The sequence below is a fragment of the Pseudomonas sp. D4002 genome (assembly GCF_013385665.1).
In the GTDB taxonomy this organism is placed as follows: Bacteria; Pseudomonadota; Gammaproteobacteria; order Pseudomonadales; family Pseudomonadaceae; genus Aquipseudomonas.
Map to the genome: position 1 here is coordinate 235,790 of NZ_JACAPN010000018.1, position 26,062 is coordinate 261,851.

The 26,062-nt window shown below is 58.8% G+C and carries 24 protein-coding genes, 1 tRNA gene and 1 pseudogene; 13 read left to right on the forward strand and 13 right to left on the reverse strand.

The window, feature by feature from the left end; translation table 11 throughout:
* The first annotated feature begins 36 nt into the window (after positions 1-36).
* From HX824_RS12785 to HX824_RS12820, 8 genes are all read left to right on the forward strand, one after another.
* Positions 37-537, forward strand: a complete 501-nt coding sequence (locus HX824_RS12785) for a translation initiation factor 2 (RefSeq protein WP_102369692.1) — start codon at positions 37-39, stop codon at positions 535-537.
* A gap of 163 nt (positions 538-700) precedes the next feature.
* Positions 701-955: a YkgJ family cysteine cluster protein gene (locus tag HX824_RS12790; protein ID WP_004371217.1), complete on the forward strand. Its 255-nt coding sequence runs from the start codon at positions 701-703 to the stop codon at positions 953-955.
* A gap of 44 nt (positions 956-999) precedes the next feature.
* Entirely contained in the window at positions 1,000-1,605 is a 606-nt protein-coding gene (locus HX824_RS12795) for an START domain-containing protein (RefSeq protein WP_004371215.1), read from the forward strand.
* 79 nt (positions 1,606-1,684) lie between these two features.
* Positions 1,685-1,945, forward strand: coding sequence for a hypothetical protein (locus HX824_RS12800; protein WP_008434908.1), 261 nt, complete (start codon positions 1,685-1,687; stop codon positions 1,943-1,945).
* A gap of 213 nt (positions 1,946-2,158) precedes the next feature.
* A complete protein-coding gene (locus tag HX824_RS12805; RefSeq protein WP_003193463.1) occupies positions 2,159-2,500 on the forward strand; it encodes a ribonuclease E inhibitor RraB in 342 nt (113 codons plus the stop codon).
* A gap of 425 nt (positions 2,501-2,925) precedes the next feature.
* Complete coding sequence (locus tag HX824_RS12810) at positions 2,926-4,335, forward strand: circularly permuted type 2 ATP-grasp protein (protein ID WP_004371206.1); 1,410 nt, start codon at positions 2,926-2,928, stop codon at positions 4,333-4,335.
* Positions 4,336-4,338: 3 nt separating this feature from the next.
* Entirely contained in the window at positions 4,339-5,289 is a 951-nt protein-coding gene (locus HX824_RS12815) for an alpha-E domain-containing protein (RefSeq protein WP_004371204.1), read from the forward strand.
* Positions 5,286-6,089 (forward strand): transglutaminase family protein, encoded by an 804-nt coding sequence (locus HX824_RS12820; RefSeq protein WP_004371203.1) that lies wholly within the window; start codon positions 5,286-5,288, stop codon positions 6,087-6,089. Before HX824_RS12815 ends, HX824_RS12820 begins: the two co-directional genes overlap by 4 nt.
* 208 nt (positions 6,090-6,297) lie before the next feature.
* Here the strand turns inward: HX824_RS12820 and HX824_RS12825 are convergent.
* A pseudogene (locus HX824_RS12825) lies at positions 6,298-6,414 on the reverse strand (cytochrome c); the annotation flags it as partial.
* A 237-nt stretch (positions 6,415-6,651) separates the two neighbouring features.
* Complete coding sequence (locus HX824_RS12830) at positions 6,652-7,455, reverse strand: cytochrome c (protein WP_177041404.1); 804 nt, start codon at positions 7,453-7,455, stop codon at positions 6,652-6,654.
* 681 nt (positions 7,456-8,136) lie between these two features.
* On the opposite strand from HX824_RS12830, the gene HX824_RS12835 reads away from it, so the two are divergent.
* From HX824_RS12835 to HX824_RS12845, 3 genes are all read left to right on the forward strand, one after another.
* Positions 8,137-9,342, forward strand: coding sequence for an acetyl-CoA C-acetyltransferase (locus tag HX824_RS12835; RefSeq protein ID WP_008434901.1), 1,206 nt, complete (start codon positions 8,137-8,139; stop codon positions 9,340-9,342).
* Between the two features lie 16 nt (positions 9,343-9,358).
* Positions 9,359-11,503 carry a 3-hydroxyacyl-CoA dehydrogenase NAD-binding domain-containing protein gene (locus HX824_RS12840; protein ID WP_177054613.1) on the forward strand — a complete coding sequence of 715 codons (2,145 nt, stop codon included), beginning with the start codon at positions 9,359-9,361 and terminating at the stop codon, positions 11,501-11,503.
* A 95-nt stretch (positions 11,504-11,598) separates the two neighbouring features.
* Complete coding sequence (locus HX824_RS12845; RefSeq protein ID WP_177054614.1) at positions 11,599-12,327, forward strand: amidotransferase; 729 nt, start codon at positions 11,599-11,601, stop codon at positions 12,325-12,327.
* Between the two features lie 131 nt (positions 12,328-12,458).
* Here the strand turns inward: HX824_RS12845 and HX824_RS12850 are convergent, their stop codons facing one another.
* From HX824_RS12850 to HX824_RS12860, 3 genes are all read right to left on the reverse strand, one after another.
* Positions 12,459-13,430 carry a magnesium and cobalt transport protein CorA gene (locus tag HX824_RS12850; RefSeq protein WP_004371189.1) on the reverse strand — a complete coding sequence of 324 codons (972 nt, stop codon included), beginning with the start codon at positions 13,428-13,430 and terminating at the stop codon, positions 12,459-12,461.
* Positions 13,431-13,501: 71 nt separating this feature from the next.
* On the reverse strand, positions 13,502-14,257 hold the full coding sequence (locus HX824_RS12855; RefSeq protein WP_177027707.1) for a 1-acyl-sn-glycerol-3-phosphate acyltransferase: 756 nt from the start codon (positions 14,255-14,257) through the stop codon (positions 13,502-13,504).
* Between the two features lie 215 nt (positions 14,258-14,472).
* The gene (locus HX824_RS12860; RefSeq protein WP_177049286.1) at positions 14,473-15,162 is read right to left on the reverse strand and encodes a crotonase/enoyl-CoA hydratase family protein; all 690 of its coding nucleotides are present in this window, start codon (positions 15,160-15,162) and stop codon (positions 14,473-14,475) included.
* A 333-nt stretch (positions 15,163-15,495) separates the two neighbouring features.
* On the opposite strand from HX824_RS12860, the gene HX824_RS12865 reads away from it, so the two are divergent.
* Positions 15,496-15,585 (forward strand) — tRNA-Ser (locus tag HX824_RS12865).
* Positions 15,586-15,828: 243 nt separating this feature from the next.
* Positions 15,829-17,433 (forward strand): hypothetical protein, encoded by a 1,605-nt coding sequence (locus HX824_RS12870; RefSeq protein ID WP_177054615.1) that lies wholly within the window; start codon positions 15,829-15,831, stop codon positions 17,431-17,433.
* A 43-nt stretch (positions 17,434-17,476) separates the two neighbouring features.
* On the opposite strand, the gene HX824_RS12875 is transcribed toward HX824_RS12870, so the two are convergent.
* The 8 genes from HX824_RS12875 to HX824_RS12910 all read right to left on the reverse strand — a co-directional run bounded on the left by HX824_RS12875 (position 17,477) and on the right by HX824_RS12910 (position 26,051).
* Complete coding sequence (locus tag HX824_RS12875; RefSeq protein WP_177054616.1) at positions 17,477-18,682, reverse strand: Arm DNA-binding domain-containing protein; 1,206 nt, start codon at positions 18,680-18,682, stop codon at positions 17,477-17,479.
* Positions 18,683-18,982: 300 nt separating this feature from the next.
* Positions 18,983-19,609 (reverse strand): hypothetical protein, encoded by a 627-nt coding sequence (locus tag HX824_RS12880; protein ID WP_177054617.1) that lies wholly within the window; start codon positions 19,607-19,609, stop codon positions 18,983-18,985.
* A complete protein-coding gene (locus HX824_RS12885) occupies positions 19,602-21,596 on the reverse strand; it encodes a DNA cytosine methyltransferase (protein WP_177054618.1) in 1,995 nt (664 codons plus the stop codon). The genes HX824_RS12880 and HX824_RS12885 overlap by 8 nt, the downstream gene beginning before the upstream one ends.
* A complete protein-coding gene (locus tag HX824_RS12890; RefSeq protein WP_177054619.1) occupies positions 21,589-21,858 on the reverse strand; it encodes a hypothetical protein in 270 nt (89 codons plus the stop codon). Before HX824_RS12890 ends, HX824_RS12885 begins: the two co-directional genes overlap by 8 nt.
* Positions 21,859-21,916: 58 nt before the next feature.
* Positions 21,917-22,123 carry a hypothetical protein gene (locus HX824_RS12895; RefSeq protein WP_177054620.1) on the reverse strand — a complete coding sequence of 69 codons (207 nt, stop codon included), beginning with the start codon at positions 22,121-22,123 and terminating at the stop codon, positions 21,917-21,919.
* A complete protein-coding gene (locus tag HX824_RS12900; protein WP_177054621.1) occupies positions 22,120-22,467 on the reverse strand; it encodes a hypothetical protein in 348 nt (115 codons plus the stop codon). Before HX824_RS12900 ends, HX824_RS12895 begins: the two co-directional genes overlap by 4 nt.
* Positions 22,468-22,492: 25 nt before the next feature.
* Positions 22,493-23,308 (reverse strand): hypothetical protein, encoded by an 816-nt coding sequence (locus tag HX824_RS12905; RefSeq protein ID WP_177054622.1) that lies wholly within the window; start codon positions 23,306-23,308, stop codon positions 22,493-22,495.
* Between the two features lie 25 nt (positions 23,309-23,333).
* On the reverse strand, positions 23,334-26,051 hold the full coding sequence (locus HX824_RS12910) for a toprim domain-containing protein (protein WP_177054623.1): 2,718 nt from the start codon (positions 26,049-26,051) through the stop codon (positions 23,334-23,336).
* Positions 26,052-26,062 lie beyond the last annotated feature (11 nt).

Consider the following 26,062-nt stretch of genomic DNA (forward strand, 5'->3'; position numbering starts at 1 on the left):
AGCATATGGCCTTCTGCCGTTAATGCTGCTGGCGATATGACTTATACCTTTCCTGCTGCCCTGCTGATCTGCGTGTTAAGCCTGTGTAACGCTGGCGCTGTCCTGGCGGCTCCCGCTAGTGAAGCGGTGCCTGCTGCCAGCTCCCAGCAAACGGTGCCGGCGAAAAAAGCCGCTGCGGCCAAGAAGGCACCGGTCGCGAAGAAAGCCCCCGCAAAGAAAGCAACGCCGGTTAAAAAACGTGCGCCTATCGCCAGCAAGTCAAAGTCGGCCCACGAAGTCGCCAAGACGCCGCTGCCGCCCGCAGAGCTGGATTTGAGCCTGCCGTCGAACATGGTTCGCCACCTGCAACCCCTCGGCACCATGCCGCAGCCGAAGAACGTGCCGCTGCTGCCGCCGATGTTTGCCGAAAAGCCCACTGACAACAGTGCCTTCCAGATCAACGGGCGCCTGCTCAGCAATGAAATGCAGCTGCAACTGCGCAACGAAGAACGCCGCGAAGTAGAAGGCGCAGCGCTGGATTTCCAGTTCAAGCAATAAACCCGACGAGTAAACGTGACGCGCACCCCTGACCTTCTGTCGCAGACTGGTCAGTCACTTTTGTTTTCGGTGAAAAACCCCTGTTAAGCCAATTTAAAACGTCTGTTTAAGGGCGTAGTCTTACGTGGCCATCAACACTTGAGTTGTCGAGGATCTGTTCGTCATGAAATGCCGTGAAGGCTGTGGCGCTTGCTGCATTGCCCCATCCATCAGTTCTCCGTTGCCGGGAATGCCTGCCGGCAAACCGGCGGGCGAACGCTGCCTGCATCTTTCGGTCGAACAACTGTGCCAGTTGTTTGGCCAGCCTGAGCGGCCCGCAGTGTGTAGTTCGTTCCAGGCGGATATCGAGGTCTGCGGCAGTAGCCAGGCAGAAGCGATCAGGTTGATCGGCTGGTGGGAACAGATGACGGCGGCTTAGTGGGCTGTTCAAAGTACTGAACTTCAACAATAAGGAATAAGACCATGGGTTCACTGAAACGAATTGCTGTGTTGTGCGGTTTTACCGCGTTGTTCGCTGCCGCAGCGCATGCTGAAGACTGGCAGACGGCCAAGGATGAAGACGGCATCAAAGTGTCCTTGAGTGAAATTGCCGGTTCCAAGTACAAGGCTTATCGCGGTGTGACGACCATCAAGGCGCCGCTGGCCAAGATCCAGGCGCTGCAGGAAGACGTGGCGGGTGCCTGTTCCTGGATCCACGAATGCAAGTCGCAGAAACTGCTCAAGCAGGAAGGCGACAAGAGCTGGACCTACACCCAGTTCAAGGCACCGTTCCCGGTGACCGATCGTGACTCGATCCTGGAAATCACCACCACCAAGGCTGCCGACGGCACCGTCACCCGCAAGCTGTTGGAAGTGCCGACCTACCAGCCAGAAGTCAAAGGCTATGTGCGCGTAGCCCAGGTCGATGGTTACTGGAAGCTGGTGCCTAAAGGCGACAACCTGACCGAAGTGACCTACCAGGTGCACACCGAGCCAGGTGGCAGCGTGCCGTCTTGGTTGGCCAACAAGTTCGTGGTGGACGCACCGTTCAACACCTTGAAAGCCCTGAAAGAACACGCTGAAAAATAACTGCAGTTGATCAGGTGCCTCCTGCCTTGAGTGGAACGATTTCCAGGCCCTCAAGGTCCAGATAGATGTAAGCCCACCCATGGGTTTTATCGAGGAGGCTCTGATGCCAAAGTGGAACGTTTCCTTCACCAATGATCATGGTGAGTCGGTAGTCGAGCAATTCGAGTGCGAGCAGAAACCCACGCTTGAAGAAGCTGCGCGCCTGGTTCGCGCCCGCGTATCACCGGTGCTGGAGGAACTGGATCTCAACGATCTGGAGGGGCGTATCGCCGAACCCACGGTCAAGATTCTGAAAGATCAAAACAGCATCAAAGACCTCAACGTCGAACCCGCCGCCTGAATATTCCCTGTACGCCTTTAAACAGACTCTGGTGGAGGTGATAGCTTCGCGCTACTCTGCAATGGAGATCAGCGAATGAATCGCTAAGGTCTGGTCTTGTCAGCTACATGCTTGTCTCCCAGCGGCGACGTCACTGCCGTAACACCCGCGCCCTTGCAGCGCGGGCCTTGGGAAGCACGGAAAGTCTATCCATCGGTTTGAGGAGGACGTTTCATGAGCACAGCCTATCAAGAAGACATCAGCACCAACGTGTTGCGCCGCATGAAAGAGGGCGGCTTTGACTTCTCGCGTTTCCATCCCATCGAGTTCTACGCCATTTTCCCGGATGAGGAACGTGCGCGGCGGGCTGCGGGTCGGTTTCGTGGGGAATCCCTGAATGCCCAGGTCAGCGCACGGGATGACGGCGCCTGGTACCTGGAATTGAGCAAAATCATGTTCGCCACCTACGACGGCATAGGAGACTTCGAGCAGGACTTTGAGGCGGTGGTCGAGCCCTTGGGCGGAATCATCGAGGGATGGGGCGTGAAACAGGAGGTGCGTGGGTTACCCATGTAGCGACATGAGCAACAACACAGCGTATCGGCTGACCTTTGGGTCGGCCGTTTTTGTTTCTGGCGCGGGAAAAATCCTGCGCAAAAAAAAGCCACCCGAGCAGGGTGGCCAAAGGGAAGATCGCAAAGGAGGAGAGCGATTCGGTACAAGCGGTAATGCGCAATGGATGGAGCTGTAGGACGCGTCCTGTTCAGCTGATGGAGGTGATTATCCGCGGGGTTTGCCGGGCAGTGAAATCAACTCTGACTATGCTGGTGATAGTCATGGCCTGCATTGCAATGAGGCGCCGCCCATGACAGCGGGCATTTGCTGCACCGGGACGGTGCGATGAGACCTGCGTCTATATCCAACTGATTGATACTTAAGTGTTTATGCCGCTGGCACGGGCCTTGCGATGGTTCTGGCGTCCGGGTGACAAGGAGTACGGCATGATCCGCACTTATTATGATGAGATGTACGACGGGGCAGGGCAGGTGCGCCCCCATTACCGCGAATTTGCCCGCTGGTTGGCCGACACGCCGGCCGAACTGCTGGCCCAGCGCCGGCGCGAAGCCGATTTGCTGTTTCACCGGGCCGGTATCACCTTCACCTTGTATGGCGATGAGCAAGGTACCGAGCGCCTGATCCCCTTCGACACGATCCCCCGCAGCATCCCGGCCAGTGAATGGCGGATCGTCGAGCGCGGCTGCATCCAGCGGGTCAAGGCGCTGAACATGTTTCTCGCCGACCTCTACCACGAACAACGCATTATCAAGGCTGGGATCATCCCCGCCGAGCAAGTGCTGGCCAACGAGCAATACCAGTTGGCGATGCAGGGCCTGGACCTGCACCGGGATATCTATTCCCACATCTCAGGTGTCGACCTCGTACGCGATGGCGACGGCACTTACTACGTCCTCGAAGACAATCTGCGCACCCCCAGCGGCGTGAGCTACATGCTCGAAGACCGCAAGATGATGATGCGCCTGTTCCCCGAACTGTTCGCGGCCCAGCGCATTGCGCCCATCGACCACTATCCCAACCTGTTGCTCGACACCCTGAAAAGCTCCAGCCCGCTGGATAATCCCAGTGTGGTGGTGCTGACGCCTGGGCGTTTCAACAGTGCGTTCTTCGAGCATGCATTCCTGGCCCGGGAAATGGGCGTGGAACTGGTGGAAGGCGCCGATCTGTTTGTACGCGATGACCGCGTGTTCATGCGCACCACCGACGGCCCCAAGGCGGTGGATGTGATCTACCGTCGCCTCGACGACGCGTTCCTCGACCCGCTGGCCTTCAACCCGGACTCCATGCTCGGCGTGCCGGGCCTGCTGGCGGCGTACCGCTCGGGCAACGTGGTGTTGGCCAATGCCATCGGCACCGGGGTGGCGGATGACAAGTCGGTGTACCCCTTCGTCACCGAGATGATCCGTTTTTACCTGGATGAAGAACCGATCCTGAAGAATGTTCCGACGTTCCAGTGCCGTAATCCCAGTGAACTGTCCCACGTACTGGCCAACCTTCCGCAACTGGTGGTGAAGGAAACCCAGGGCTCCGGTGGCTATGGCATGTTGGTCGGCCCGGCCGCCTCGGCAGCGGAAATCGAAGCCTTCCGTGCACGCATCAAGGCCAAGCCCCACGCCTACATCGCGCAGCCAACGCTGTGCCTGTCGACGTGCCCGACCTTCGTCGAAAACGGCATCGCCCCACGGCATATCGACCTGCGCCCGTTTGTGCTGCAAGGCAAGGAAACCCGTGTGGTCCCCGGCGGCCTGACTCGTGTGGCGCTGCGGGAAGGCTCGCTGGTGGTCAACTCGTCCCAGGGCGGCGGCACCAAAGACACCTGGGTGGTCGAGGATTGAAATATGTTGAGTAGAACTGCCTCGGATTTGTATTGGATGTCACGCTACCTGGAGCGCGCGGAAAACCTCGCGCGGATGCTCGATGTCAGTTATTCGCTGTCGCTGATGCCCCAGGACGGGCGCGGCGATGGCCTGCATGAACTGGCGATGCCGCTGCTGATCACCGGCACCCTCGACGATTACCGCGAGCGCCACGGTGAACTGCACGCCGAACGCCTGCTGCACTTCTTCGCCCTGGATGCGGCGAACCCGGCCAGCATCTACAGCTGCCTCGGCGCTGCACGCGCCAGTGCCCATGCCGTGCGTGGGCGAATCACCGCCGACATGTGGGAAAACATCAACGCCACCTGGCTGGAGATTCGCGACATCGCCCAGCAAGGCCTGAGCCGCTACGGCATGAGCCGGTTCTGCGAGTGGGTCAAGGAACGTTCCCACCTGTTCCGCGGTGCCACCTACGGCACCATCATGCGTAACGACGCCTTTCGTTTTATTCGCCTGGGCACCTTTATCGAGCGCGCCGACAACACCCTGCGCTTGCTCGACGCCCGCTATGAAATGGCCGGCGACCAGGCCGAAGCGGTCACCGATGGTACCGCCCATGCCTACTATCAATGGAGTGCGTTGTTGCGGGCGTTGTCGTCGTTCGAGGCCTACACCGAAATCTACCGTGATGCCCCCGGCGCCCGACAAGTCGCCGAGCTGTTGCTGCTGCGCGCCGACGTGCCGCGGTCGCTGCGGGCCTGCAGTGAAGAGATCGACCAGATCCTTGGCAGCCTGCCCGGCATCAACGGTCGCCCGGCCCAACGCCTGGCAGCGGAAATGGACGCACGCCTGCGCTATACCGCCATCGACGAAATTCTCGAGGAAGGCCTGCACGCTTGGCTGACCGACTTCATCCCGCTCGTGCGCGAGCTGGGCGATGCTATTTACAGTTCCTACCTGGAGGCGGCATGAGACTTTCCATCAGCCACGAAACCACCTACCACTACGAAGACCAGGTGCGTGCCAGCATCCAGTACCTGCGGCTCACGCCCCACGACAGCGAGCGCCAGCATGTCCTCAGTTGGCAGTTGGACTTGCCCCGGCCGGTACGGGCGCAACTGGACCCGTTCGGCAACATCCTGCACGTGTTGACCCTGGACGAGCCCCATGAAGCCATCATCATTGGCGCCCGTGGCCAAGTGGATATCGACGAATTGCGCGAGGCCGAACATGAAAGCCAGTCGGCCTTCCCGTTCCTGCGCTGCACCCGGTTGACCGAGCCGGACGAGGCCCTGCGCAGCTTTGCCGAAAAGCATTGCCATCAACGCCGCGACCGCAGCGCATTGATCGACCTGATGCACGCGCTGAACCAGTACATGACCTATTCGCCGGGTTCTACCGAAGTCGACACCTGTGCGGCCAAGGCGTTTGCCGGGCGTGCCGGGGTGTGCCAGGACCACACCCACGCCTTCCTCGCCTGTGCCCGCAGCCTGGGGATTCCGGCGCGTTATGTGTCGGGGTATTTGTATAGCGAAGACTGCGAGCACCTCGCCAGCCATGCCTGGGCTGAAGCGTGGCTGGATGACGCCTGGTACAGTTTTGACGTGACCAATCAACTGGCGCGGCCGGAGCGGCATTTGAAGCTGGCGGTGGGTCTGGATTACCTGGACGCCTGCCCGGTACGAGGCATGCGTCGTGGGGGAGGGCATGAGCAAATGCATGCGAAGGTATTTGTAGCGCCGACACCGGTGATATCGGTGCAGCAGCAGTAGGATTCCGGGAGAGAGAGGAAGCTTTGTGTAGCAGGAAAGCTCTCCGTGCCAGGAAAGCTTTTTGTGGCGAGGGAGCTTGCTCCCGCTGGGCCGCGAAGCGGCCCCAAGGCATGCCCCCGAGTTCTGTCTGGAGAAATGTGATTGCCTGATTGGGGCTGCTGCGCAGCCCAGCGGGAGCAAGCTCCCTCGCCACAGGTTTACCCGAGCCTTAAGGCTGCTTTCTGCCCGCCATATGCTTCAAATACCCCACCAGCAGATCCAGGTCCGCATCCGGCAACACGCTGGTGGCAAACGCCGGCATCTTCGCCTGTGGCCAGTGCCGCATGCGCTGCGATTTCGGTGCTGCGGCAGTATGATTCCGGGAGAGAGGGGGAGCTCTGTGTAGCAGGAAAGCTCTCTGTGCCAGGAAAGCTTTTTGTGGCGAGGGAGCTTGCTCCCGCTGGGCTGCGAAGCGGCCCCAAGGCATGCCCCCGAGTTCTGTCTGGAGAAATGCGATTGTCTGATTGGGGCTGCTGCGCAGCCCAGCGGGAGCAAGCTCCCTCGCCACAGGTTTACCCGAGCCTTAAGGCTGCTTTCTGCCCGCCATATGCTTCAAATACCCCACCAGCAGATCCAGGTCCGCATCCGGCAGCACGCTGGTGGCAAACGCTGGCATCTTCGCCTGTGGCCAGTGCCGCATGCTTTGCGGATCGCGGATGTAGCGCTTGAGGAAATCCCCGGCAAAATATTCAGTGGGGTTGTAAGGAATATTCAGGTCCGGCCCCACCTGCGCATCGCCGGCCCCGTTCAGGCGATGACATGCCAGGCAGTTCTTCTGGAACAGTGCGAACCCCTGATTCACCGGGTCATTCGCCGCCAGTTTCGGATCCGGCAACAAAGCCGGGAAGCGCTCCGCCACCGTCTTCAACTGCTTGATCCCGGAAATCTGAAACGGCCACTGCTCAGGGCTGATATGCCCGGCTTGTGGATCGGTCCACACCAGATAAAACGGCCCGGCACTGGGCTTGCCGTCTGCCAGTGGCGGCCACGGATGCGCCGGATCTTCCACCGCCAGCCAGGCCCGCGCGCCGCTTTTTGATAGCAGCGGTGCCGCCGTCAGTTCCGCGGCAAAGCCGTCGAGGGCCACTGCCTGCAGATGATTTTCCGGCGTGATGCCCGGCAACAGTGCTGCCAGCGGCACTGCGCGATACGTCATGTTGCGCTTGTAGGAAACGTCATCAACGATCTGCACCGTCTGCACATCCGGACGCTTGAGCAGTTCGGTGGTTTCCCAGGTTTTGCTGGCGTGATCCAGCTCGACGGTCAATTTCGCGGCGTGCGCCGGCAAGGCCAGCAGCAGGATCAGGAGGACGATGATCTGTTTCAAGGAAGGGCCACATATCGGAAAAGGCGGTGGAACTCACGATACCGCAAAATCACAAAATCTCGGCGCGCAAAACGGCAGCCCCTGACGGGATCGCTATACGCAATATCCCGAAAGGCGCTGCCAAAGGCTGCGATCCTGGCGCTGTGTCTGCGCAGAATATGGGGTGTGAGAGGTCACCCAATGACCTTGGTGAGGTTGGGCAAGATCAGAATCAGGGTGGTGGCGAACAGAATAAGTCCCGCCTGACGTACTTTCGAATGCTTGAACATGGCTGACTGCCTTTTGTTGTTATTCCTGAGCGTCAAATGCGTGCCGGTCGATTCAACTATGACGGTGCTACATGACTCTTTTCTTACAGTTCCTACAGGTGCTCCAGCAAAACCCGGCAGCAACCTTTAACTTCTCTTACAGATTCAACCTTAGAGCCCTCGTTCTACATGGCTTAGATCCATTTCGTCTCATCACCTGAAGAAAACTTATTAAAAAGGCATGAGGCCAATTGCCAGCCAGACGCCAGCCCTACGGCTAGACAGCTAAAACGATTAATCAGCCGATTCCCGTAGCCTCCTACCGTTCGTCTGAGCGTGAGCGTCAAGGTCAATGAGCGGTTCGGTCATTGAATCCGGCGCCCTGGCGCCTAAGGTAAGGACACGATTCGTTGCATAGTGATTCGAGGACGTCATGACCCAAGCTTTGATCTTTGATGCGATACGCACGCCCCGGGGCAAAGGCAAGGCGGATGGCGCCCTGCACAGCGTCAAGCCGGTGAACCTGGTGGCCGGTTTGCTGACGGCACTGCAACAGCGCACCGACCTCGACACCCGGCAAGTGGATGACATCGTCCTGGGCTGTGTCACACCGATTGGCGACCAGGGCGCCGACATCGCCAAGACCGCCGCCTTGGTGGCGGACTGGGATATCAGCGTCGCCGGTGTGCAGATCAACCGGTTTTGCGCCTCGGGCCTGGAAGCCGTGAACCTCGGCGCGATGAAAGTGCGCTCCGGCTTTGAAGACCTCGTGGTGGTGGGCGGCGTCGAGTCCATGTCCCGAGTGCCCATGGGCAGTGACGGCGGCGCCTGGGTGCTCGACCCGCAAACCAATATGCACAGCCACTTCACCCCGCAAGGCATCGGTGCCGACCTGATCGCCACCCTGGAAGGCTTCACCCGCCAGGACGTCGACGCCTTTGCCCTGCACTCACAGCAGAAAGCGGCGCGGGCCAGATCAGACGGCTCCTTCAACAAGTCGCTGATCGCCGTGCAGGACCAAAATGGCATTGTGCTGCTGGATCAGGACGAATTCATCCGTGCCGACTCCACCCTCGAAGGCCTGGGCAAACTCAAGCCCAGCTTCGAAATGATGGGCCAGATGGGCTTCGACGCCACGGCGTTGCGGGTCTACAGCCACGTCGAACGCATCAATCATGTGCACACACCGGGCAACAGTTCCGGGATTGTCGATGGCGCGGCGCTGATGCTGATCGGTTCTGAAGCCAAAGGTCGCGAACTCGGCCTGCAACCCCGGGCGCGGATCGTCGCCACCGCTGTCACCAGTACCGACCCCACCATCATGTTGACCGGCCCGGCACCGGCAACCCGCAAGGCACTGGCCAAGGCGGGTTTGCGGGTTGAAGACATCGACCTGTTCGAGGTCAACGAAGCGTTTGCGTCGGTGGTGCTCAAGTTCATCAAGGACATGGGCATCGACGCCGCCCGGGTCAACGTCAACGGTGGCTCCATCGCCATGGGCCACCCGCTGGGCGCCACGGGCTGCGCGATTCTCGGCACCTTGCTCGATGAGCTGGAGGTGCGCCAGCAGCGTTATGGCCTGGCCACCCTGTGTGTCGGCGGCGGCATGGGTATCGCCACTATCATCGAACGCCTCTGAGCCTAAGGAATCAGTCATGACCGATGCCATTCGTTACGAAAAGGGCCAGGACCAGATTGTGGTGCTGACCATCGACATGCCCGGCCAGAGCGCCAACACCATGAACGGGGTGTACCGCGAGGCCATGGCGGCCACCGTCGCCCGCCTGGACGCCGAGAAGGATTCGATTGCGGGCGTGATCATCACCTCGGCGAAGAAGACCTTCTTTGCCGGCGGCGACCTCAATGAACTGATCAAGGTCGACAAGCCCCACGCCAAGGATTTCTACGCCAGCGTGCTGGTGCTGAAGGCGCAACTGCGCACCCTGGAAACCCTCGGCAAACCGGTAGTGGCCGCGATCAACGGCGCAGCGCTGGGCGGTGGCTGGGAGATCTGCCTGGCGTGCCAGCACCGTGTGGCGCTGGACCACAAGTCGGTACAGATCGGCCTGCCGGAAGTCACCCTCGGGCTTTTGCCGGGCGGCGGCGGCGTGGTGCGCATGGTGCGGATGCTGGGCCTGGAAAAGGCCTTGCCCTACTTGCTGGAAGGCAAAAAGATTACGCCGCAGCAGGCGCTGCAAGCCGGGTTGATTGATGAGCTGGCGACAGATCGAGACGAGCTGCTGGCCAAGTCCCGGGCGTGGATTCTGGCCAACCCCGAGGCGAAACAGCGCTGGGACATCAAGGGCTATCAGATCCCGGGTGGTACGCCGTCCAACCCGAAAGTCGCGCAAATGCTCGCCATTGCGCCATCGATCCTGCGCGCCAAAACCAACGGCTGCTTCCCGGCCCCGGAGAAAATCCTCTGCGCCGCCGTGGAAGGTGCCCAGGTGGGTTTCGACACCGCGCACTTGATCGAGACCCGCTACTTCACCGAGCTGGTCACCGGGCAAGTGGCGAAAAACATGATTGGCACCTTCTGGTTCCAGCTCAATGAAATCAATGCCGGCAGTTCGCGGCCCAAGGGCTTTGCGCCGTATGTGACACGCAAGGTCGGCGTGCTCGGCGCCGGGATGATGGGCGCGGGCATTGCCTACGTCAGCGCCTCGGCGGGCATTGAGGTGGTGCTCAAGGACGTCAGCCAGGCGGCGGCAGAGAAGGGCAAGGCCCACTCGGCCACGTTGCTGGACAAGAAGGTCGGGCGTGGGCAATTGGCCGCCGAACAGCGGGAAACCATCCTCGCGCGGATTGTTCCTACCGAATCCGATGCTGATCTTGCCGGCTGCGACCTGATCATCGAAGCCGTCTTCGAGGATCGGGAACTCAAGGCCAAGGTCTCGGCGGCCGCGCAAAACGTGGTGGGTGCCGAAGCGGTGATCGCCTCCAACACCTCCACCTTGCCCATCAGCGGGTTAGCCACCGCCGTTCCAGACCAGGGCAAGTTTATCGGCCTGCACTTCTTCAGCCCGGTGGACAAAATGCCCCTGGTGGAAATCATCAAGGGCGCCCGCACCAGCGACGAAACCCTGGCGCGGGGGTTCGACTTCGTACTGCAAATCAAGAAAACCCCGATTGTGGTCAACGACAGTCGCGGCTTCTTCACCTCGCGGGTGTTCGGCACCTTCACCAACGAAGGCATCGCCATGCTCGGCGAAGGCGTGGCGGCGCCGATGATCGAGACCGAGGCACGCAAGGCCGGCATGCCTGTGGGACCGCTGGCGGTCTCTGACGAAGTTTCTCTCAGCCTGATGAGCCATATCCGCCAGCAAACGGCCAAGGACCTACAGGCCGAGGGCAAGCCGTTGCCGCAGCACCCGGCGTTTGCCGTGATCGACCTGTTGCTCAATGAATACAAGCGCCCGGGCAAGGCGGCGGGTGGCGGTTTCTACGAGTACCCGGCGGGCGGGCAGAAACACCTGTGGCCGGAGCTGAAAAGCCGCTTCGAAAAGCCCGGCCAACAGATCTCGCCGCAAGACGTGCGCGACCGTTTGCTGTTCATCCAGGCCATCGAAACCGTGCGCTGTGTGGAGGAGGGCGTGTTGATGTCGACGGCTGATGCCAACGTCGGCTCGATCTTCGGTATCGGCTTTGCCGCCTGGAGCGGCGGAGCGCTGCAATTCATCAACCAGTACGGCCTGAACGATTTCGTCGCCCGCGCCCGCTACCTGGCCGAGCAATATGGTGAGCGCTTCACGCCGCCGGCGCTGCTGTTGGAGAAAGCTGCACAGAACGCGACCTTCTGACGCTTTTGGGCATGTGCGGGGCTTGCCTTGAAAGGGTATTTCAAGGCAGGCTCTGGGGGTGTTCATTATTCCCATCGCCGTGTCAGGTATTTTTTATGTCGTTACGCGTGTGCATCCTGGAAACCGATATCCTGCGTCCTGGGCTGATCGATCAGTACCAAGGGTACGGGCAGATGTTCAAGCGCCTGTTCTCCAAACAGCCGATTGCCGCCGAGTTCGTCATCTATAACGTGGTGCAGGGTGAATACCCGGCGGATGAAGAAGTGTTCGACGCGTACCTGGTGACGGGCAGCAAGGCCGACTCCTTTGGCACCGATCCGTGGATCCAGACCCTCAAGACCTACCTGCTGGACCGCCATGCCCGCGGCGACAAGCTGATCGGCATCTGCTTCGGCCACCAGTTGCTGGCGCTGCTGTTGGGTGGCAAGACCGAGCGGGCGACCAAGGGCTGGGGCATGGGCATCCATGACTACAAACTGAACGCCAAGGCACCGTGGATGAGCCCGGTGGTGAAAGAACTGACGCTGTTGATCAGCCACCAGGACCAGGTCACCACCTTGCCGGAAAACGCCACCGTGATCGCCTCCAGCGAGTTCTGCCCGTTTGCGGCGTACCACATTGAAGACCAGGTGCTGTGCTTCCAGGGCCACCCGGAATTTATCCACGACTATTCCCGCGAGTTGCTGGAGATTCTTCAGACAACGCTGGGGGAGAAGGTCTACACCAACGGTGTGGCCAGCCTGGAGCGAGACCATCACGGCGTTACCGTGGCGGAATGGATGATGCGGTTTGTGGCGCACAAACCAAAAGCGGACGTGGCCTAACTATTAGGGTTGATTGACGAGCTTTTTGTGGCGAGGGAGCTTGCTCCCGTTCGGCTGCGCAGCAGTCGCAAGCCTTGGGGGCGCTTCGCACCCCAGCGGGAGCAAGCTCCCTCGCCACAACAGCAGTTTTCCTACAGCCAGCCTGAACGCTTGAAGCTGGCCCACAAACTTGTACACCCCACCGCAATAAACCCCAGCACCGCAAAATAGCCGTAGTGCCATTGCAGCTCCGGCATGTTCTGGAAGTTCATCCCGTAAATCCCGGCCACCGCCGTCGGGAACGCCAGAATCGCTGCCCACGCGGCAAACTTGCGTTGCACCACGCTTTGGCGCGAGGCTTCCAGCAACACCCCAATCTCGATGGTCTGGCTGGCGATATCCCGCAAGGTGGTCAGGTCTTCCATCTGCCGGGTGACGTGAATCTGCACATCGCGAAAGTACGGACGCATGTTCTTGTCGATAAACGGGAAGCTCAGTTTCTGCAATTCCTGACTGATCTCCACCATCGGTGCCACATAGCGCTTCAGTCGCAGCACATCGCGGCGCAGGCCGTGGAGCTTCTGGATATCCGCTTCACTCAGGGAGTTGCACAACACGTTGCGCTCCAGTTCATCGACCTCGGCATGAATCGCCTCGCTCACCGGCTGGTAGTTCTCGGTAACAAAATCCAGCAGCGCATAGAGTACGAAATCTTCCCCATGCTCCAGCAACAGCGGTCGCGCCTCACAGCGCTGGCGCACATAGCCGTAGGATGCCGAGTGGCCGTTGCGGGCGGTGATGATGTAGCCGTTGCCGGCAAAGATATGGGTTTCGATAAACTCCAGCTTGCCGTTATCGCGCACCGGTGAGTAGGTCACGATAAACAGCGCGTCGCCGAAGGTTTCAAGCTTGGGCCGGCTGTGTTTTTCCAGGGCGTCTTCGATGGCCAGTTCGTGCAGGTTGAACTGGCGCTGCAGGTTGGCCAGTTCCAGCGCGCTGGGCTCCTCCAGGCCGATCCACACAAAGTGGTCAGGCTTGGCGGCCCACGCGGCGCCTTCGTCGAGGGTGATATCGGTGACTTTCTTTCCGGCGCTATAGACGGCGGCCGCAACAACTCTACCCATAGTGCTGATCGCTTCTTCTTGAATGGCAGATGACAACTGTCAGGCAGCTTAGCTGCCCTGCCCAATCAGAGTCAGCAAATTCGGCGGGGTTCAGCCGTGATTGCAGGCGTGGTTTGCAGCTCGCGGTCCATCGCCTCGATGCAGTCGCGCATTTGCTCGCGGCAGGTCTGCATTAACAGCGGCATGTCATCCATCGTCAGCCCCTTCGTAGGAATCGGCGGCAACGAGCGAATCAGAATATCGCCACTGTTCCAGCGATTGAGCTTCATCTGCTTCACATAGGTGCTGACACACACCTGCACAATCGGCACGCCTGCGGCGATCGCCATCTGGAACGCGCCTTTCTTGAACGGCAGCAGGGTTTCACCGAAGTTGCGCGTGCCTTCCGGGAACACCCAGATCGAGGTGTCGGCATGCGCCAAGGTGTGGGTGGTGGTCAGCATCGAACGCCGCGCCTTGTGCGCATTGCCCCGGTCGATCAACACATTGCCCGCCAGCCAGAACAACTGTCCGAACAACGGCACCCACTTCAGGCTCTTCTTGCCGATACACACCGTGCGGTACGGCACCACGGTGCCGAACACAAACAGGTCGTAGTTGGATTGATGGTTGGCGATGATCACGCAACTGCTGGGCTTGTTACGCAGCGAGTCGACATCGGCCTTCACTCGCAGGCGCAATAGCCACATCGCCGGCACCGCATACAGGCGCGCGCAGTAACGGCTGTTGTCCGGATTGAACGGCCGACAGATCCCCAGCAGCACGCCCAGTACGCCCGCAATCATAAAATGCAGGCCCATCAACAACATGCGTAACAAAAAAAGCATCGACACAGCCCATCGGGACAAAAGGTGGCGCAGTGTACGGATGTGCACTGTATTCGGCAATTGCCCCTATAGAGGCAGGAGATAGGCGATGTTTAAGCGCATGTTTCAACATGCTGTGACAGACACTGTCTAGAGCGGTTGTGGGCAATCCGGAATTCTTTGTAAGAAAAAGCCCGACTCAAGGTCGGGCTTCGATTCAGCAGGCGTAGGTTTGATTAACCCAAGTGCCCCTGATCCTGAATGATCGCGTCATCCAGGGCTTCCAGCAGCGCCTTACGCACCTTCAGCTTGGTGTGCTTGTGGGCGTTCATATTGATCTTCTTCAGTTGGCGAGCGGCTTCCAGTGCGGCGGCCTGCAACTCTTGCGGCGCGACCACCTTATCCAGGAACCCGGCGCTCAACGCGTCCTGCGGGTTAAACATCTCGGCATTGATCACCGAACGGTGGAACGCCGACTTACGCAGACGATCCCGCGCCAGCTCGATCCCGGCGTGGTGCATGGTCATGCCGATCATCACTTCATTCAGGCCAATGCTGAAAGGCCCGTCCACACCGATCCGGTAATCCGCCGACAGCAACAGGAATGCCCCCTTGGCCACCGCGTGCCCGGGGCACGCCACGATCACCGGGAACGGGTGCGACAACAGGCGGCGGGCGAGGGTGGAGCCCGACGTCACCAGGCTCACGGCTTCTTTAGGGCCGGCGGTCATCACCTTCAAATCATAGCCACCGGACAAAATCCCCGGCGTGCCCGTGATGATCACCACCGCCCGATCCTTCTCGGCCTGATCCAGCGCTTGATTAAACGCACTGACCACTGCCGGCGAAATGGCATTCACCTTGCCGTTGCTCAGGGTCAGGGTCGCGATACCGTCTTCGAGGTGGTAGGCAATCAACTCACTCATGACGCGATTCCTTGTAATGCTTGTAATAGAAGGACAGACGGCAGACGTTACCCACCGCGCCCGCCCTGGTAAAGCGCCATGACTGACTACCCAGTCAGACTTTTCCCCCATGCCCGCCCGCAGGCGGCCTTCGGCAAGGCGCAGCAGCTACTATAGACAAGCGCCGTGAGTGCCCGAGAATGGCAGAATCGCCGTGGTGTGCATGGCGCCGCAGAGGTCTGGAACGGCATAACCGCCTAAGCGCATGAAAATTCTGAAAAAAACCTTTGCCATCGGAAAAGCTTTCGACTACATTAGCGCGCCTCGACAGACTGAATCAGTTTGACGAGATACGGTGAAGTGTCCGAGTGGCTTAAGGAGCACGCCTGGAAAGTGTGTATACAAGAAATTGTATCGAGAGTTCGAATCTCTCCTTCACCGCCACATTTAGTAAACGCAAACCCCTGATTTTCCTAGAGAAAGTCGGGGGTTTGTGCTTTTTGGCGTCTAAAAAACGGCTATATGGGAACATTCATGGGAATAGCCTTGGCGGTTTGAACCATCGGGAGGCGTTGGGGAAGGCTCCCGCGTCCAGCACACTGAGGCGTGAATGTGGGTTTTCGGAGGCCGAGAAGGCGCACGAGACTCCCTGCCTCCTCGCATTTGTTTTCTTAAAGGACTATGACAATGAAAGCCGAAAAATATGATGCGCAAATAAAGAAGATCAGGCGTGAGCTAAGCGTCTATAAGGCAGACTCTGTTCTCCAATGTGTTATTGATCACCTCCACTGGTCTCAAACCCTTGAGCGTCCCGCCAGCGGTATGCCATGGATATGCCTCTTTCTACTGAAAATAGCCATGCAAGAGTGCGGTAACGGTTACCGAGATATGGCAAAAAAAGAGTTTGGCTTACTGTCGAATAAGTTATTCCGAATTCAACACTTAGCGTGTCCTATTGGGTTGGGTGATGTGCATCTAATGATGCGCCCCATGGTTCTACAGCAAGCTTGGTATCAGGGCCAAACCTTCCCAGATATTAAGGCAATGACGCGACAAATGATCTGGTATTCAGATGAAGATGCTCCCTTCGCTGAAAAATTTCTAGAGTTGTATGGACTGTCTCTCAGAGAATTTTATCTGATTAGTCTATATTTGGATATTTGTGTTGCTGATTGTGCTAAGGGGATTGTCGCTATTAATCTGTATCAAATGATATTTTTCCTTACGCCTAGTATTTCATTGAAAAGTATTGTTAATTATTTTTTATTGGTTGTGGTCCGAAGTCAGGATCTTCCAAGTTTCTTCAAGGGTCACATTGTTAATGGTGAGTTGCACCAGCAGAGTGAGTATTTTCAAACCACTCCACTGAGAAAAAAGCCGGTCCTGTTGGATGGCGATAATCTCTTTATTTATAATTCGAAGTTGTTCTCTAGATCGGTCGGTACGCTGGTTCCGGACTTGTTTAAGCAGGTTAAAGGGTGGGGGTATAAAGACTTTTTTGGCCCTACTCTGGAACGCTACGTCGAGACCCTGCTTTCTTCGTCAGGCCTAAGTTATTATACAGAGGAGCAGCTCAATCAGCGTTGTCGAGAAAGCAGTGTAGTTGGAGGAAAAATGGCAGATTTCATGGTTTCTGGAAAAGTGAATGTCATTTTTGAATCTAAAGCTATTGAGCCTGGCGATATAGTGTCATCTGTGTTTGATCCGGAAGTTTTGAAAAGGAGTTTGGCCAAGAGCTTTATAAAAGGCATAGAGCAGTGCCAGGAGAGTGTTTACAGGCTAAAGATGACCAAAGAGTATAATGAAGCAGAGTTTGCTTGCATTGTAGTTACCCATGAGGATTTTTGGTTTGCTTCGGCGGAGGATGTTGTTAGAGCAATTGATCCAGAGCTTCAGCCGAAAATCATTGCTAAATATGGTTGTGTGCCGGTTCCGTTTGAGAATGTATTGTTTGTGACAATCGATGCGGTTGAAAATATTCTACAAGCTGTCTCAAATGGCGAGGCTCGGTTGGATACCTTCATTGGAGAGTGTGCTCAAGCCCTCCAGACACCTGAAGGGAAACGCTTCACAATGGATCACATGGTTCAGGATAAATTGGCTGGGAAAATTAGCGGAAATCCAGCGCTTAATATGAAGGCAGATGAGTGGTTGGATTTCTTTCAGTCAGAAATGGACGCTAATAAGATTGCGTGGCAAGGAATGTCTCAAGAGTTAATTCGTCAGCGTATGTTTGTTATAGATATATTGCATCGGCAGTTTAATCGTGAGCTTGGTTTCGCCTCGGTATAAAGAGTATTTGGGTTAGACCCTACTATGATAGGGTCCATTCCATTTATTCTTTGGCCTCGCTAAATGCCGTCTTATCAATGGGTTGAAGGTTCAATGCTATTTGTAGCATGCCTACCACGTCTGGACCGTCTTCGTTTATCCACATTCCATAGTGCTGTCGGATCATGTTTGCGCTGGTATGCCCCATCTGCTCTGCGATCCAGTCCACCGAGGCCACGCCAGTCGTCAACAGCTGACTGGCATAGGTGTGGCGACACTGCCCAGGACCGCGATAACGAACGCCGGCCGCTTTCAAGTGTGCTTTGAAAAACCTGTCCCTCACGACGAAGTCGCTGACGTGTGGCAGACCGCTCTTGGTGTTCAGGAATACAAAGTGCAGCTTGTGCTTGCGGACGGTCTTGTTGTCGCGCTCGACGACGTCGACCGTGTCCACAGTCTTGAGCTGGTTGATGGCGTCCAGTTTTCGCAGGGCGTCCCATGCGGGCTCCAGCAGGCGAACTTTGCGCGTCGAACGCCTAGTTTTGGTCACTCGATATGCGCCCCGCACCTTGGACCGGCGAAAGGTCACAGTGCCCTGTTTCAAGTCGACGTCCTCCCAGGCCAGTGCAATAGTCTCCGACACCCGAGGGCCAGCCCAAATCATGAACTGCACCATCAAAAGCTCCTGAGTGCGGCTTGTGTGAGTGTTGAGGATCTGCTTGATTTCCGCTCTGGTGAAAGGGTCCGGGGCCTCGGGATCGGGCAGACGCACGAATAACCCCTCGGTTGGGTCATGCGCGACCTTCTTCCGGGTGCGGTACAACCGAAACACCTGGCGCACATTACTGATGATGTCGCGGATGGTCTTGTTCTTCAGCCGCTTCGACAGCGGCCCCTGGATCCACTCCTGCAGGTCCAGGTGGTCAATCTGATCGATCTGAACGTCACCCCAGCGCGGCCGCACATGCACCTCGGCCTTGTTCTTATATCCACGGAAAGAGGTAGCGGCCACGCTGTTGCTCTTGATCGTGAGCCAAAGGTCCAGGTAATGCCCGAAAGTGTTCTCGGCCAGCTTGGTCGATTCGGGAAAATGCCGGCGGTAATCGAAGGTACCGGCCTGGATTTCGTACTCGATCACTGTCACCAGGCGCTTTGCATGCTCCCGGTTTTCTGGTGTGTTGCCGCCGGGCACCAGTTCCCGGCACAGCTCGCCATTGAAACGAAAATAGACCCGTACCGAATTGCCACGGGCCTCTACGCCATCTGCCATATGCGTCCCCACGCGATGTATCGAAAGATTCTTCCAACAGGAAGAAAAAAGGCCCGTCGCCGGGCCTGATGTATTGCGGGTTTAGTGTTGCCGATCACTGCTGGCGAAGTAACCAGAACAGGCTGGCACTTTTTCTAGGTGCCGGTGTGACCCCGGTTTGGGCCTCCTCTGCCCGGCGCTTAGCGTTGGCCGCCTGGCGCGCCTTGCTGCACTTCTGGTGGTTGCCGTGGGCGCGGGATCTGTTGCATTGGTCACAGACACCCGTTAGGTCGAGGTTCCAGGGGAAGGATTTACCGTTGTTCATGGTGCGTTCCCCGCGCCGCAGTTCGGGCAGTCGTCGAAGCGCTGACGTTCGCTGAGAAAACGCCCGCAGCCTTCGCAGTTGAGACGGTCGCTGTAGGTGCGGTTGCGCGGGCGCTTGAGCTTGGGCAGCTTGAGGCCGACCGAGCGCAGTGCCTGCTTCTGATCGAGCAGCGCGGCCCGGACTACTGGTCGGGAACGCTCGACGGTGTATCCGCATGGCCAAAGCTCGAAGCCTTGGGCCTGGTACCCAGCGGCATCTGCCGCCCCCGGGTGGATGGCGTCATCCAGGTTGCCGGTTGGGCCTTTGCCGCCGCGCCACACCAGATCATTGCCGTCCCACTCGCGTGCGTAGGCCACATAAACGCGGCCGTCTTCGTTGCGGTAGGCCTCAGCCTCTGACTTGGTGAGGTACTGGCAGTCAACGCCGACCTCTGCCCGGGGGCGGACGTACTCCACTGGCCAGGGCAGATCGGTTTCGCGGCACTCGTACTGCTTGACCGCGGACTCGCGTTTGAACTGCTCAGCCTCGTTCAGGTTCGAGGTGTAGCCGCCTCCGTTGCGCCAGAACATGGCCCGGCTGCCGACGTTACTGCGGCTGTCTTGCAAGAAGAAGAGGTCAGACATGACCCACCTCCTGCTGAGCCACGCTCAGCGCAATCGCCACTGGCTGCACCCAAATCGACACGTTGCTGAGCATGAACGTCTCACCAGCCTCGGAAAGCAGCAGCGTCATGCCGAAAACATCCGCCATCGCTTTTGCCGCCGCGCGCGGTACCGCGTTGCCGATCCGCTCCCGGTGGTTGCCATCGTTGATACCGTCCAGCAGGAAGAACTGCGCTTGCTCGATCTTGCGCACCCGTTGCATCACCTGGATTTCATGGGCGGTTTGCGGGTCCGCTGACCAGTGGTCCTCTGGATCAAACAGCGATTGCAGCGCGGCCAGCTCCAGGGTAGTGAACGGGCGGTGCCAGGTACCGTCGAGGCTGGTGATCATGCAGGTCAGTCGGTCGTTGGGCGCCGGCATGCGCTGATCGGCAACCGACCACCGGCCGTTATCGTGGCAGGCACTGGCGGAAACGGCGCCGGCTGGCGCGTTGTAGTTGACTACACCGTAATGCCCGCCAGTCAGGTACGCGTCGCCCTTGGTGCGCGACATACCCGGGCGCGGATCTGCGATCGATAAAGCGCCGCTGGCAACCTGCTGCGACCCGGTCACAGTCTTGGCGTTGTCGCACCAGGGCGTGATGCGCAGTTTTTGCGTGCTAGCCGCCGGGTGCCAGTTCTTGTAGGCCGGATCTGCCACGGCAAAGGCGCCCTGGCCGGTGGTACTGCCGGCGATGACCGTGCCAGCATGCTTGCTGTAATCGGTGACCAGGTACTTGCCGAAACCCTTGGACGGTTGCCGAGGGTCCGCCACGCCTTGCCCGCCGGAGCTGGGGCCATGTCCCGCAGTGACAATGCCTGCGGCTTGGTCGTTGTGCACCACGCGGAACACGTTGTTATGCCGCTCGCCGCCCATGCGCGGATCCGCGACGCTGAACGTCCCTTGTCCGGGGCTGCGCTGGCCGGTGACCACACCGCAGTGGCGGTCGTAGGGCAGCACACCGTATTGGGTGTATTCAAATTTGCTATTGGGCCGAGGGTCGGCCACCGAGAACTTGCCATTGGTTGGGCTCGACCGGCCGGCGACTGTGCCGGCGGTGTCCTGCCAGTCATGCACTCCCATATAACCGGCGCGGTATTCCGGCACGATCACGAAGTCGCGCAGGTACCCGTCCTCGATCGCAAACCGGCTCAGGCTGCGCCAATCTTTCCCTGCCTCGACCAGGGCCAAGCGTACCCATGTTTTCCACTGCAACGCGGGTACCCGATGCATCGGCCCAGCCTGATCGATATCGCCGGCCAGCGGCATGCGGCTCAACACATCACCGACTGCACGCAGGCTGCGTTTTTCCGGTTCGTACAGGAACGCCGGCACCTTCTCGACGTGCCTGGCCACCAACAGGAAGCGCTTACGGCTCTGGGCCAGACCGCCGATTTCGCCACAGTCGTGGGTGGTTTCAGCCACCGCGTAGCCGTAGTGCCTGAGCAACTTAGTGATCTGGTCCAGCAGGTACCGGCCCCGGGTTGCCAGACGCGGCACGTTTTCGAACACGATTAGTGACACCGGGTTGTGCTTCCAGGCTTCGCACATCAGCCATACACAGCGCAACGTCAGCTCGTTGAGCGCCCGGTATTTGGGCGTCTGGCTCATCGTCTCGGACAGCAGGCCAGAGGCCCCCTTGCAGGGGCTGCTGATGAATACGGCGTCCGGGTCCTCGTTGCCGGCGGCGCGGCGTAGATCCTCGGCGGTTGCTTCTTTCCAGCCGGCGGGCGGCTGCTGGCCGTGGAACGCGGTGAACTGCTCGCGGGTGAACAGATCCATCAAAGTGCCAGGTACACCGGTCATCATCTGAAAGTCGCGCAAGCCTGCCGGGTCGACGTCGACACCGCCCAGGCAGCGCCATTCAGCTTGTACAGGGCCGAGGACTGGTTTGGAGTCGCTGAAACCAGCGGCGCCGCTGCCGAGGCCACAGCAGAGGTGAAAGTGGGTGAGGGTGCGCTTAAGCATTGTGGCGATCCCCCATAAGGGATTTCGTCAGCGCATTGGGTTCGCCCTCGCGGGACAGCTTGTTGAGCGGTTGAATGCTCCTGCCATAGCGTGACTCCACGATGGCGACCTGGCCGTCAATCGCCTTGATGGTGCCCTTGCGCACGCTGAATTCGACACTGCGTGCCATGGTCGTGGCGACGACATAGGAAACGGTATCGCCGATTTTAAAGGTGTTCGTGCTAGCCTCTACGGCGCTGCTGCTTTGGGTCTGTGCTTGCATGGTGCTGCTCCTGGGTAGTGGTAGGTGTCGGGGAGTTGGCGCTCCTCGACACCATCTTTCAGGCCGAGTTGGCCTGGTCTTGCTCAATGATCGTTATGACTTCGTCCCGGTCTTTCGCATAAGCGAAGGGCAGTTCGCCCCCTGGCCGAGTGACGGGGTAGCGCGACTCTGGTAACCGGCACAACGCGACGGTGTAGCCGCTGTCGGTCACCCAGCAGTTCTGCTGGAGTTGCCCGTCTCTATTGCGCTTCGGCGCCCATTTCATGCCCATGTCGCTATCAGTTCTTCCCAGATGGCATCGCCGTCGGGGAGGTACGTATGCACCTCTTGCTCTGGCGAGTAGTCCAGTTGAAGCACCGCCAGGCAGTCGTCGAACAGTGCGGTGTCGATGCCGCGCAGGCTGGTGAGCACGAAGGGGTAGTCGTGGCCGTTGTAGAGCCCGAGCAGAAACCGGCCGATCACGGCGCTCTGGCCTGTATCACGCCGGGCGACAGGGATAAGGCGGTTCAGCGCCTCGATACCGGCATTGCGGATGGCGGGGCGCTTGGCTTCGAACTCCTCCAGTTGCTGGAACCAGTTGGGCTGCTGTTTTTGGGCAGGCGTAGTCATGCGGGTTCTCCTTTCGAAGGCCGGATCAATAAGGAATGGTGTCGAGGAAGGCGATGTCGTGAATCACCTTCCTGGCATCAAGCTGGACGTCCTGCGGGATCGCGAGAAGAGAGCAAAGCAGGTCGAGCAAAGCGAGCATTTGCGCGCAGTTGAGTGCGGTGCGCGCGTTCAGGCTTGGTCCGTATTTGTGCATTAGCTGCCCCTGGTAGCTGGGCAAAAAAACTTTAATGGTGCTGGAAATCCAGTCTTCTGCCTGAGCCACCTTGATACCGAATGCACTTGCCTCGTCTGCGTTGAGGTCGCCGATAGCCTCGGGCCGGACTCTGGGCGTATGGGCGTCGGCAGCTGAAAGATCGACCGTAACCATTCGACTGCGGACCGCATCGCTGCACTCCACCGGCTGGTTTGAGGTAATCAAGAGAGCGCCCTTGAACGTCTCGACCTGGAATTGATCGTTTCCCGCTTGGATGAAGGCACCCGCGCTATAAAGTGGTTTCAATTCATCCCAATCAATGGACTGTTCTGACTCACTGTGGTCCTCGCAAATGACGATCCGCTGCCCTGCGCTGGCAAATGTGCGCGCTCTCCCGACCGGAGTGGCATGAGCCAGTGAATGGGAGTAAGGCGTTTGCCCGTTCAACTTTTGGAGGTAGTCCAAAAGCAGAGTCTTTCCGCTACCAGCTGCACCAACGATGTGGAGGAACGGAAAGCTGGTTTGGTCCTGGCGGATTCGGGCGGCATGCACAGCCCCCATCCACCAGGCCATAGCCAGTACCCCACGCGCGCCGAAGTAGGCGACAAAGTTGTTAAAGCGAATGGCTGATTTGAGTTCGTTTTGCATGGTGCTGCTCCTGTTGTTGCGGTGGTTACACGCCCTGGAATACCCAGCAGCGAATGGTTTTTCCTGCGTTGAACGCGTCTGTTTGGCGGGCAGAGTTGACGGCTTTGTTCGACTCCAGAAATTTGGGTGACTTGCTGGTCTTGAGCAGGCGTTTCAGGTCGCTCAGTTGGGGCACCTGCTGACGTTTGTTGGCCGCCATCTCCACGAATTCGTTGAGGTTCACGGCGATCAGGCCATCCCGGCGCGCATGGTTCAGCGCGCCTTTCTCGTCCATGCCATTGAGGAATTCGTACAGGTCCCAAAATTCGCGCACGGTCGGGTGATCGGCGTTGATTGCCTGCTGCCGCTCCAGGGCCATACGGCTGATTTCGGCGTGTGCGAGGGCTTTGCGACGCTCGCCGAGGGGAACGACCCCGTCGAGTGCATCCACCAGGCTGCGCAGTTGGGCGTGGTTTTTGGCGATACGCACGGTGCGCACGCCAGGCTGGGCCAGTAGCTCCTGCTCGTAGCCGGAGGTGTTTTCCTCCATCAGGCGCATGGTTTCGGCTTCACGTTGCAGCGCCTTGACCAGGAAGCCGCTGATACTGTCCATCGGCATGCGCTCCAGTTGCTCGGCGTACTGCTTGGTTTCCGGGGTGTGGTGCTCGCGTGTCAGATGCACATGGCAGATACGCTGCAGGATCGGTTCCGAAGCGTTCACCGGGTTGTTCTGAGCGATCAGCAAGGCGGCGCGGAAGGGCGGTTCGTGGGTGTCGTTGCCGTTGTTTTTCACGCCCGTGGAGCGAACGCTGCGGCCGTTGTAGGCGGTTTTTAGTTCGTCCCAGTCGAAGTGCTTAACCGGCTGGCCTTCCTTCTGCTCGCGCTCGGACTCGATCAGCACCACTGGCAAGTTGCTGACCTGCGAGAAGTTACGCGCACGGCTTGCGGCAGTCGCTTTGGACGGGTCGAAGCCTTCGTAATCAGTACGCCCGACCGACTTCCACAGCAGCTCCACCAAGGTGGTTTTGCCCGAGCCAGCTTCACCCACCAGCTCCAGGAACATCAGTGACTTGTGGATCTGGCGGATTTGCTCCGCGTGCAATGCGCCCAGCCACCAGGCGAGCACCACCAGGCCCTGTACGCCAAAGCAGCGCCAGTAGATGTCGAACCAACCCTCGTTGTAGGCATTGAGGTCGGTATTGATGTGCAACACAGGCGACTGGCTCTGCGACTTAATGCTCAGCTTGCCGAGGTCAAAGAAGTCTTCCTTGTTGCGCACCTGCACCTTGCCGCCGTGAAAGGCCAGGTCGTTGAAGACATAGGCACCATGGTCGCGGCTGTAGCCGATCCATTCGATGGTGTTGACGGTTTTCAGACAGTCCAGCTGGGGCGCCAGAATTCGTTTCAGTTGCTGCGCACTGCCCTCAAACATCGCGCCGTTGGAGACGTTGAGCAGGCGATTCGCGAACTCAGGTGCTGACGTGAGTTGCTTGGCCGTGAACGTGCTTTTGATGGCCGGCCCCTGCGGGCGCTCGATACGGAAGTAGTACCAGGCTTCATCTGTCAGGTCGTTGCGCATGTAATACAGCGCCTGGAAGTTGCAGTTGGCGATGCTGGTCACTGAGCCAGATTGGCGCAGTGCCTTGTAGCGTCGCTGTTCCTCTGTGAGCAACTGGTCTTCGTGGCGTTCCGAGCTTTCCAGGTCGGTCATGGCACGGTCGTATTTTTCAAGGTCCAGCCGAAACCAGTACAGACGTTTGCGGAACGTAAAGTGGAATTCCTTACGCTCGTTGCGCACGTAGATCAGGAACGCCTTTTCTTCCGCCGAATCAGCCAGCAGCAAATCGCCCTGGTGGCGCGCTTCGCCTAGGTCCTGCTCAATGCGTTCGCCACGCTTGTCGTCGCCTTCGATCGACTTCCACCGCAGGTGCAGATCGTTCCAATCGACCTTTTTCCCGTTGGGCTGCGGAATAACGGCTGCTTTGCAGGTGAAGCCCAGCTCGCTCGCTTCCTTCGCCCAGCGCCGCATGTTGGCCTTTGCGATTGGCTCGTTATCCAGTGCCCACACCAGACGCGGGAGACGTTGACCAGCGTCCTGACGCAACTTGACCAGGGCCTTGAGTGAGTCGATGGGGCAGGGGGCGCTCGACATCATCGACACGGCCGGCACTTCGTTGTGCAGCAGAGCGATGGAGTCGAAGATTCCCTCGACAATGAATAGTTCGTCGACTTCCAGCAGGTCCACACTCGGCGGGCACCACCAGACGCCCTTGTAACCGGTCAAGCATTCGCCGGTGGGGCGGAAGCGGGCTTTCATCTTGCCGAATCGGTCGGGCCGATCTATCAGGCGCTCCCAGTAGCCACCCTTCTCCAAGGCGAAACGCACCGTGGCGCTACCGATGTTTAGCCGGCCATCCCAGTAGTTTTCCTGGGTGAACAAGCCGGCGATCAGCTCAAATTTGAAACCCCGCGCAAACTCAAGGTAGGCGCGTGCTGTGGCCTGGGGGTTGTCCGCTGTCGACGGCGCGGTCTTGCTCCAGTCGTTGAACAGATCGTCGTAGACGTCTTTCACGTAGACCCGGTGATCGCACTTTTCCGGCCGTCCGCAGATCAGTGTCCAGGGCGAATTGTAGAATGTGTAGAGGGTCTTCTGGCCACAGGCAGGGCAAACACCCTTACGCATATAGTCGGTGCCGCGCATGTGCTTGAGCTGGTAATCCCGCTCAATGCGTTGGATGACGTCGGCGCGCAGCCTTTCTTTCATTTCCATCGTGG

Coding starts and splice junctions, on each gene's coding strand:
- HX824_RS12785 (WP_102369692.1), top strand. CDS start 37: ATGACTTATACCTTTCCTGCTGCCCTGCTGATCTGCGTGTTAAGCCTG.
- HX824_RS12790 (WP_004371217.1), top strand. CDS start 701: ATGAAATGCCGTGAAGGCTGTGGCGCTTGCTGCATTGCCCCATCCATC.
- HX824_RS12795 (WP_004371215.1), top strand. CDS start 1,000: ATGGGTTCACTGAAACGAATTGCTGTGTTGTGCGGTTTTACCGCGTTG.
- HX824_RS12800 (WP_008434908.1), top strand. CDS start 1,685: ATGGGTTTTATCGAGGAGGCTCTGATGCCAAAGTGGAACGTTTCCTTC.
- HX824_RS12805 (WP_003193463.1), top strand. CDS start 2,159: ATGAGCACAGCCTATCAAGAAGACATCAGCACCAACGTGTTGCGCCGC.
- HX824_RS12810 (WP_004371206.1), top strand. CDS start 2,926: ATGATCCGCACTTATTATGATGAGATGTACGACGGGGCAGGGCAGGTG.
- HX824_RS12815 (WP_004371204.1), top strand. CDS start 4,339: ATGTTGAGTAGAACTGCCTCGGATTTGTATTGGATGTCACGCTACCTG.
- HX824_RS12820 (WP_004371203.1), top strand. CDS start 5,286: ATGAGACTTTCCATCAGCCACGAAACCACCTACCACTACGAAGACCAG.
- HX824_RS12835 (WP_008434901.1), top strand. CDS start 8,137: ATGACCCAAGCTTTGATCTTTGATGCGATACGCACGCCCCGGGGCAAA.
- HX824_RS12840 (WP_177054613.1), top strand. CDS start 9,359: ATGACCGATGCCATTCGTTACGAAAAGGGCCAGGACCAGATTGTGGTG.
- HX824_RS12845 (WP_177054614.1), top strand. CDS start 11,599: ATGTCGTTACGCGTGTGCATCCTGGAAACCGATATCCTGCGTCCTGGG.
- HX824_RS12850 (WP_004371189.1), bottom strand. CDS start 13,430: ATGGGTAGAGTTGTTGCGGCCGCCGTCTATAGCGCCGGAAAGAAAGTC.
- HX824_RS12855 (WP_177027707.1), bottom strand. CDS start 14,257: ATGCTTTTTTTGTTACGCATGTTGTTGATGGGCCTGCATTTTATGATT.
- HX824_RS12860 (WP_177049286.1), bottom strand. CDS start 15,162: ATGAGTGAGTTGATTGCCTACCACCTCGAAGACGGTATCGCGACCCTG.
- HX824_RS12870 (WP_177054615.1), top strand. CDS start 15,829: ATGAAAGCCGAAAAATATGATGCGCAAATAAAGAAGATCAGGCGTGAG.
- HX824_RS12875 (WP_177054616.1), bottom strand. CDS start 18,682: ATGGCAGATGGCGTAGAGGCCCGTGGCAATTCGGTACGGGTCTATTTT.
- HX824_RS12880 (WP_177054617.1), bottom strand. CDS start 19,609: ATGTCTGACCTCTTCTTCTTGCAAGACAGCCGCAGTAACGTCGGCAGC.
- HX824_RS12885 (WP_177054618.1), bottom strand. CDS start 21,596: ATGCTTAAGCGCACCCTCACCCACTTTCACCTCTGCTGTGGCCTCGGC.
- HX824_RS12890 (WP_177054619.1), bottom strand. CDS start 21,858: ATGCAAGCACAGACCCAAAGCAGCAGCGCCGTAGAGGCTAGCACGAAC.
- HX824_RS12895 (WP_177054620.1), bottom strand. CDS start 22,123: ATGAAATGGGCGCCGAAGCGCAATAGAGACGGGCAACTCCAGCAGAAC.
- HX824_RS12900 (WP_177054621.1), bottom strand. CDS start 22,467: ATGACTACGCCTGCCCAAAAACAGCAGCCCAACTGGTTCCAGCAACTG.
- HX824_RS12905 (WP_177054622.1), bottom strand. CDS start 23,308: ATGCAAAACGAACTCAAATCAGCCATTCGCTTTAACAACTTTGTCGCC.
- HX824_RS12910 (WP_177054623.1), bottom strand. CDS start 26,051: ATGAAAGAAAGGCTGCGCGCCGACGTCATCCAACGCATTGAGCGGGAT.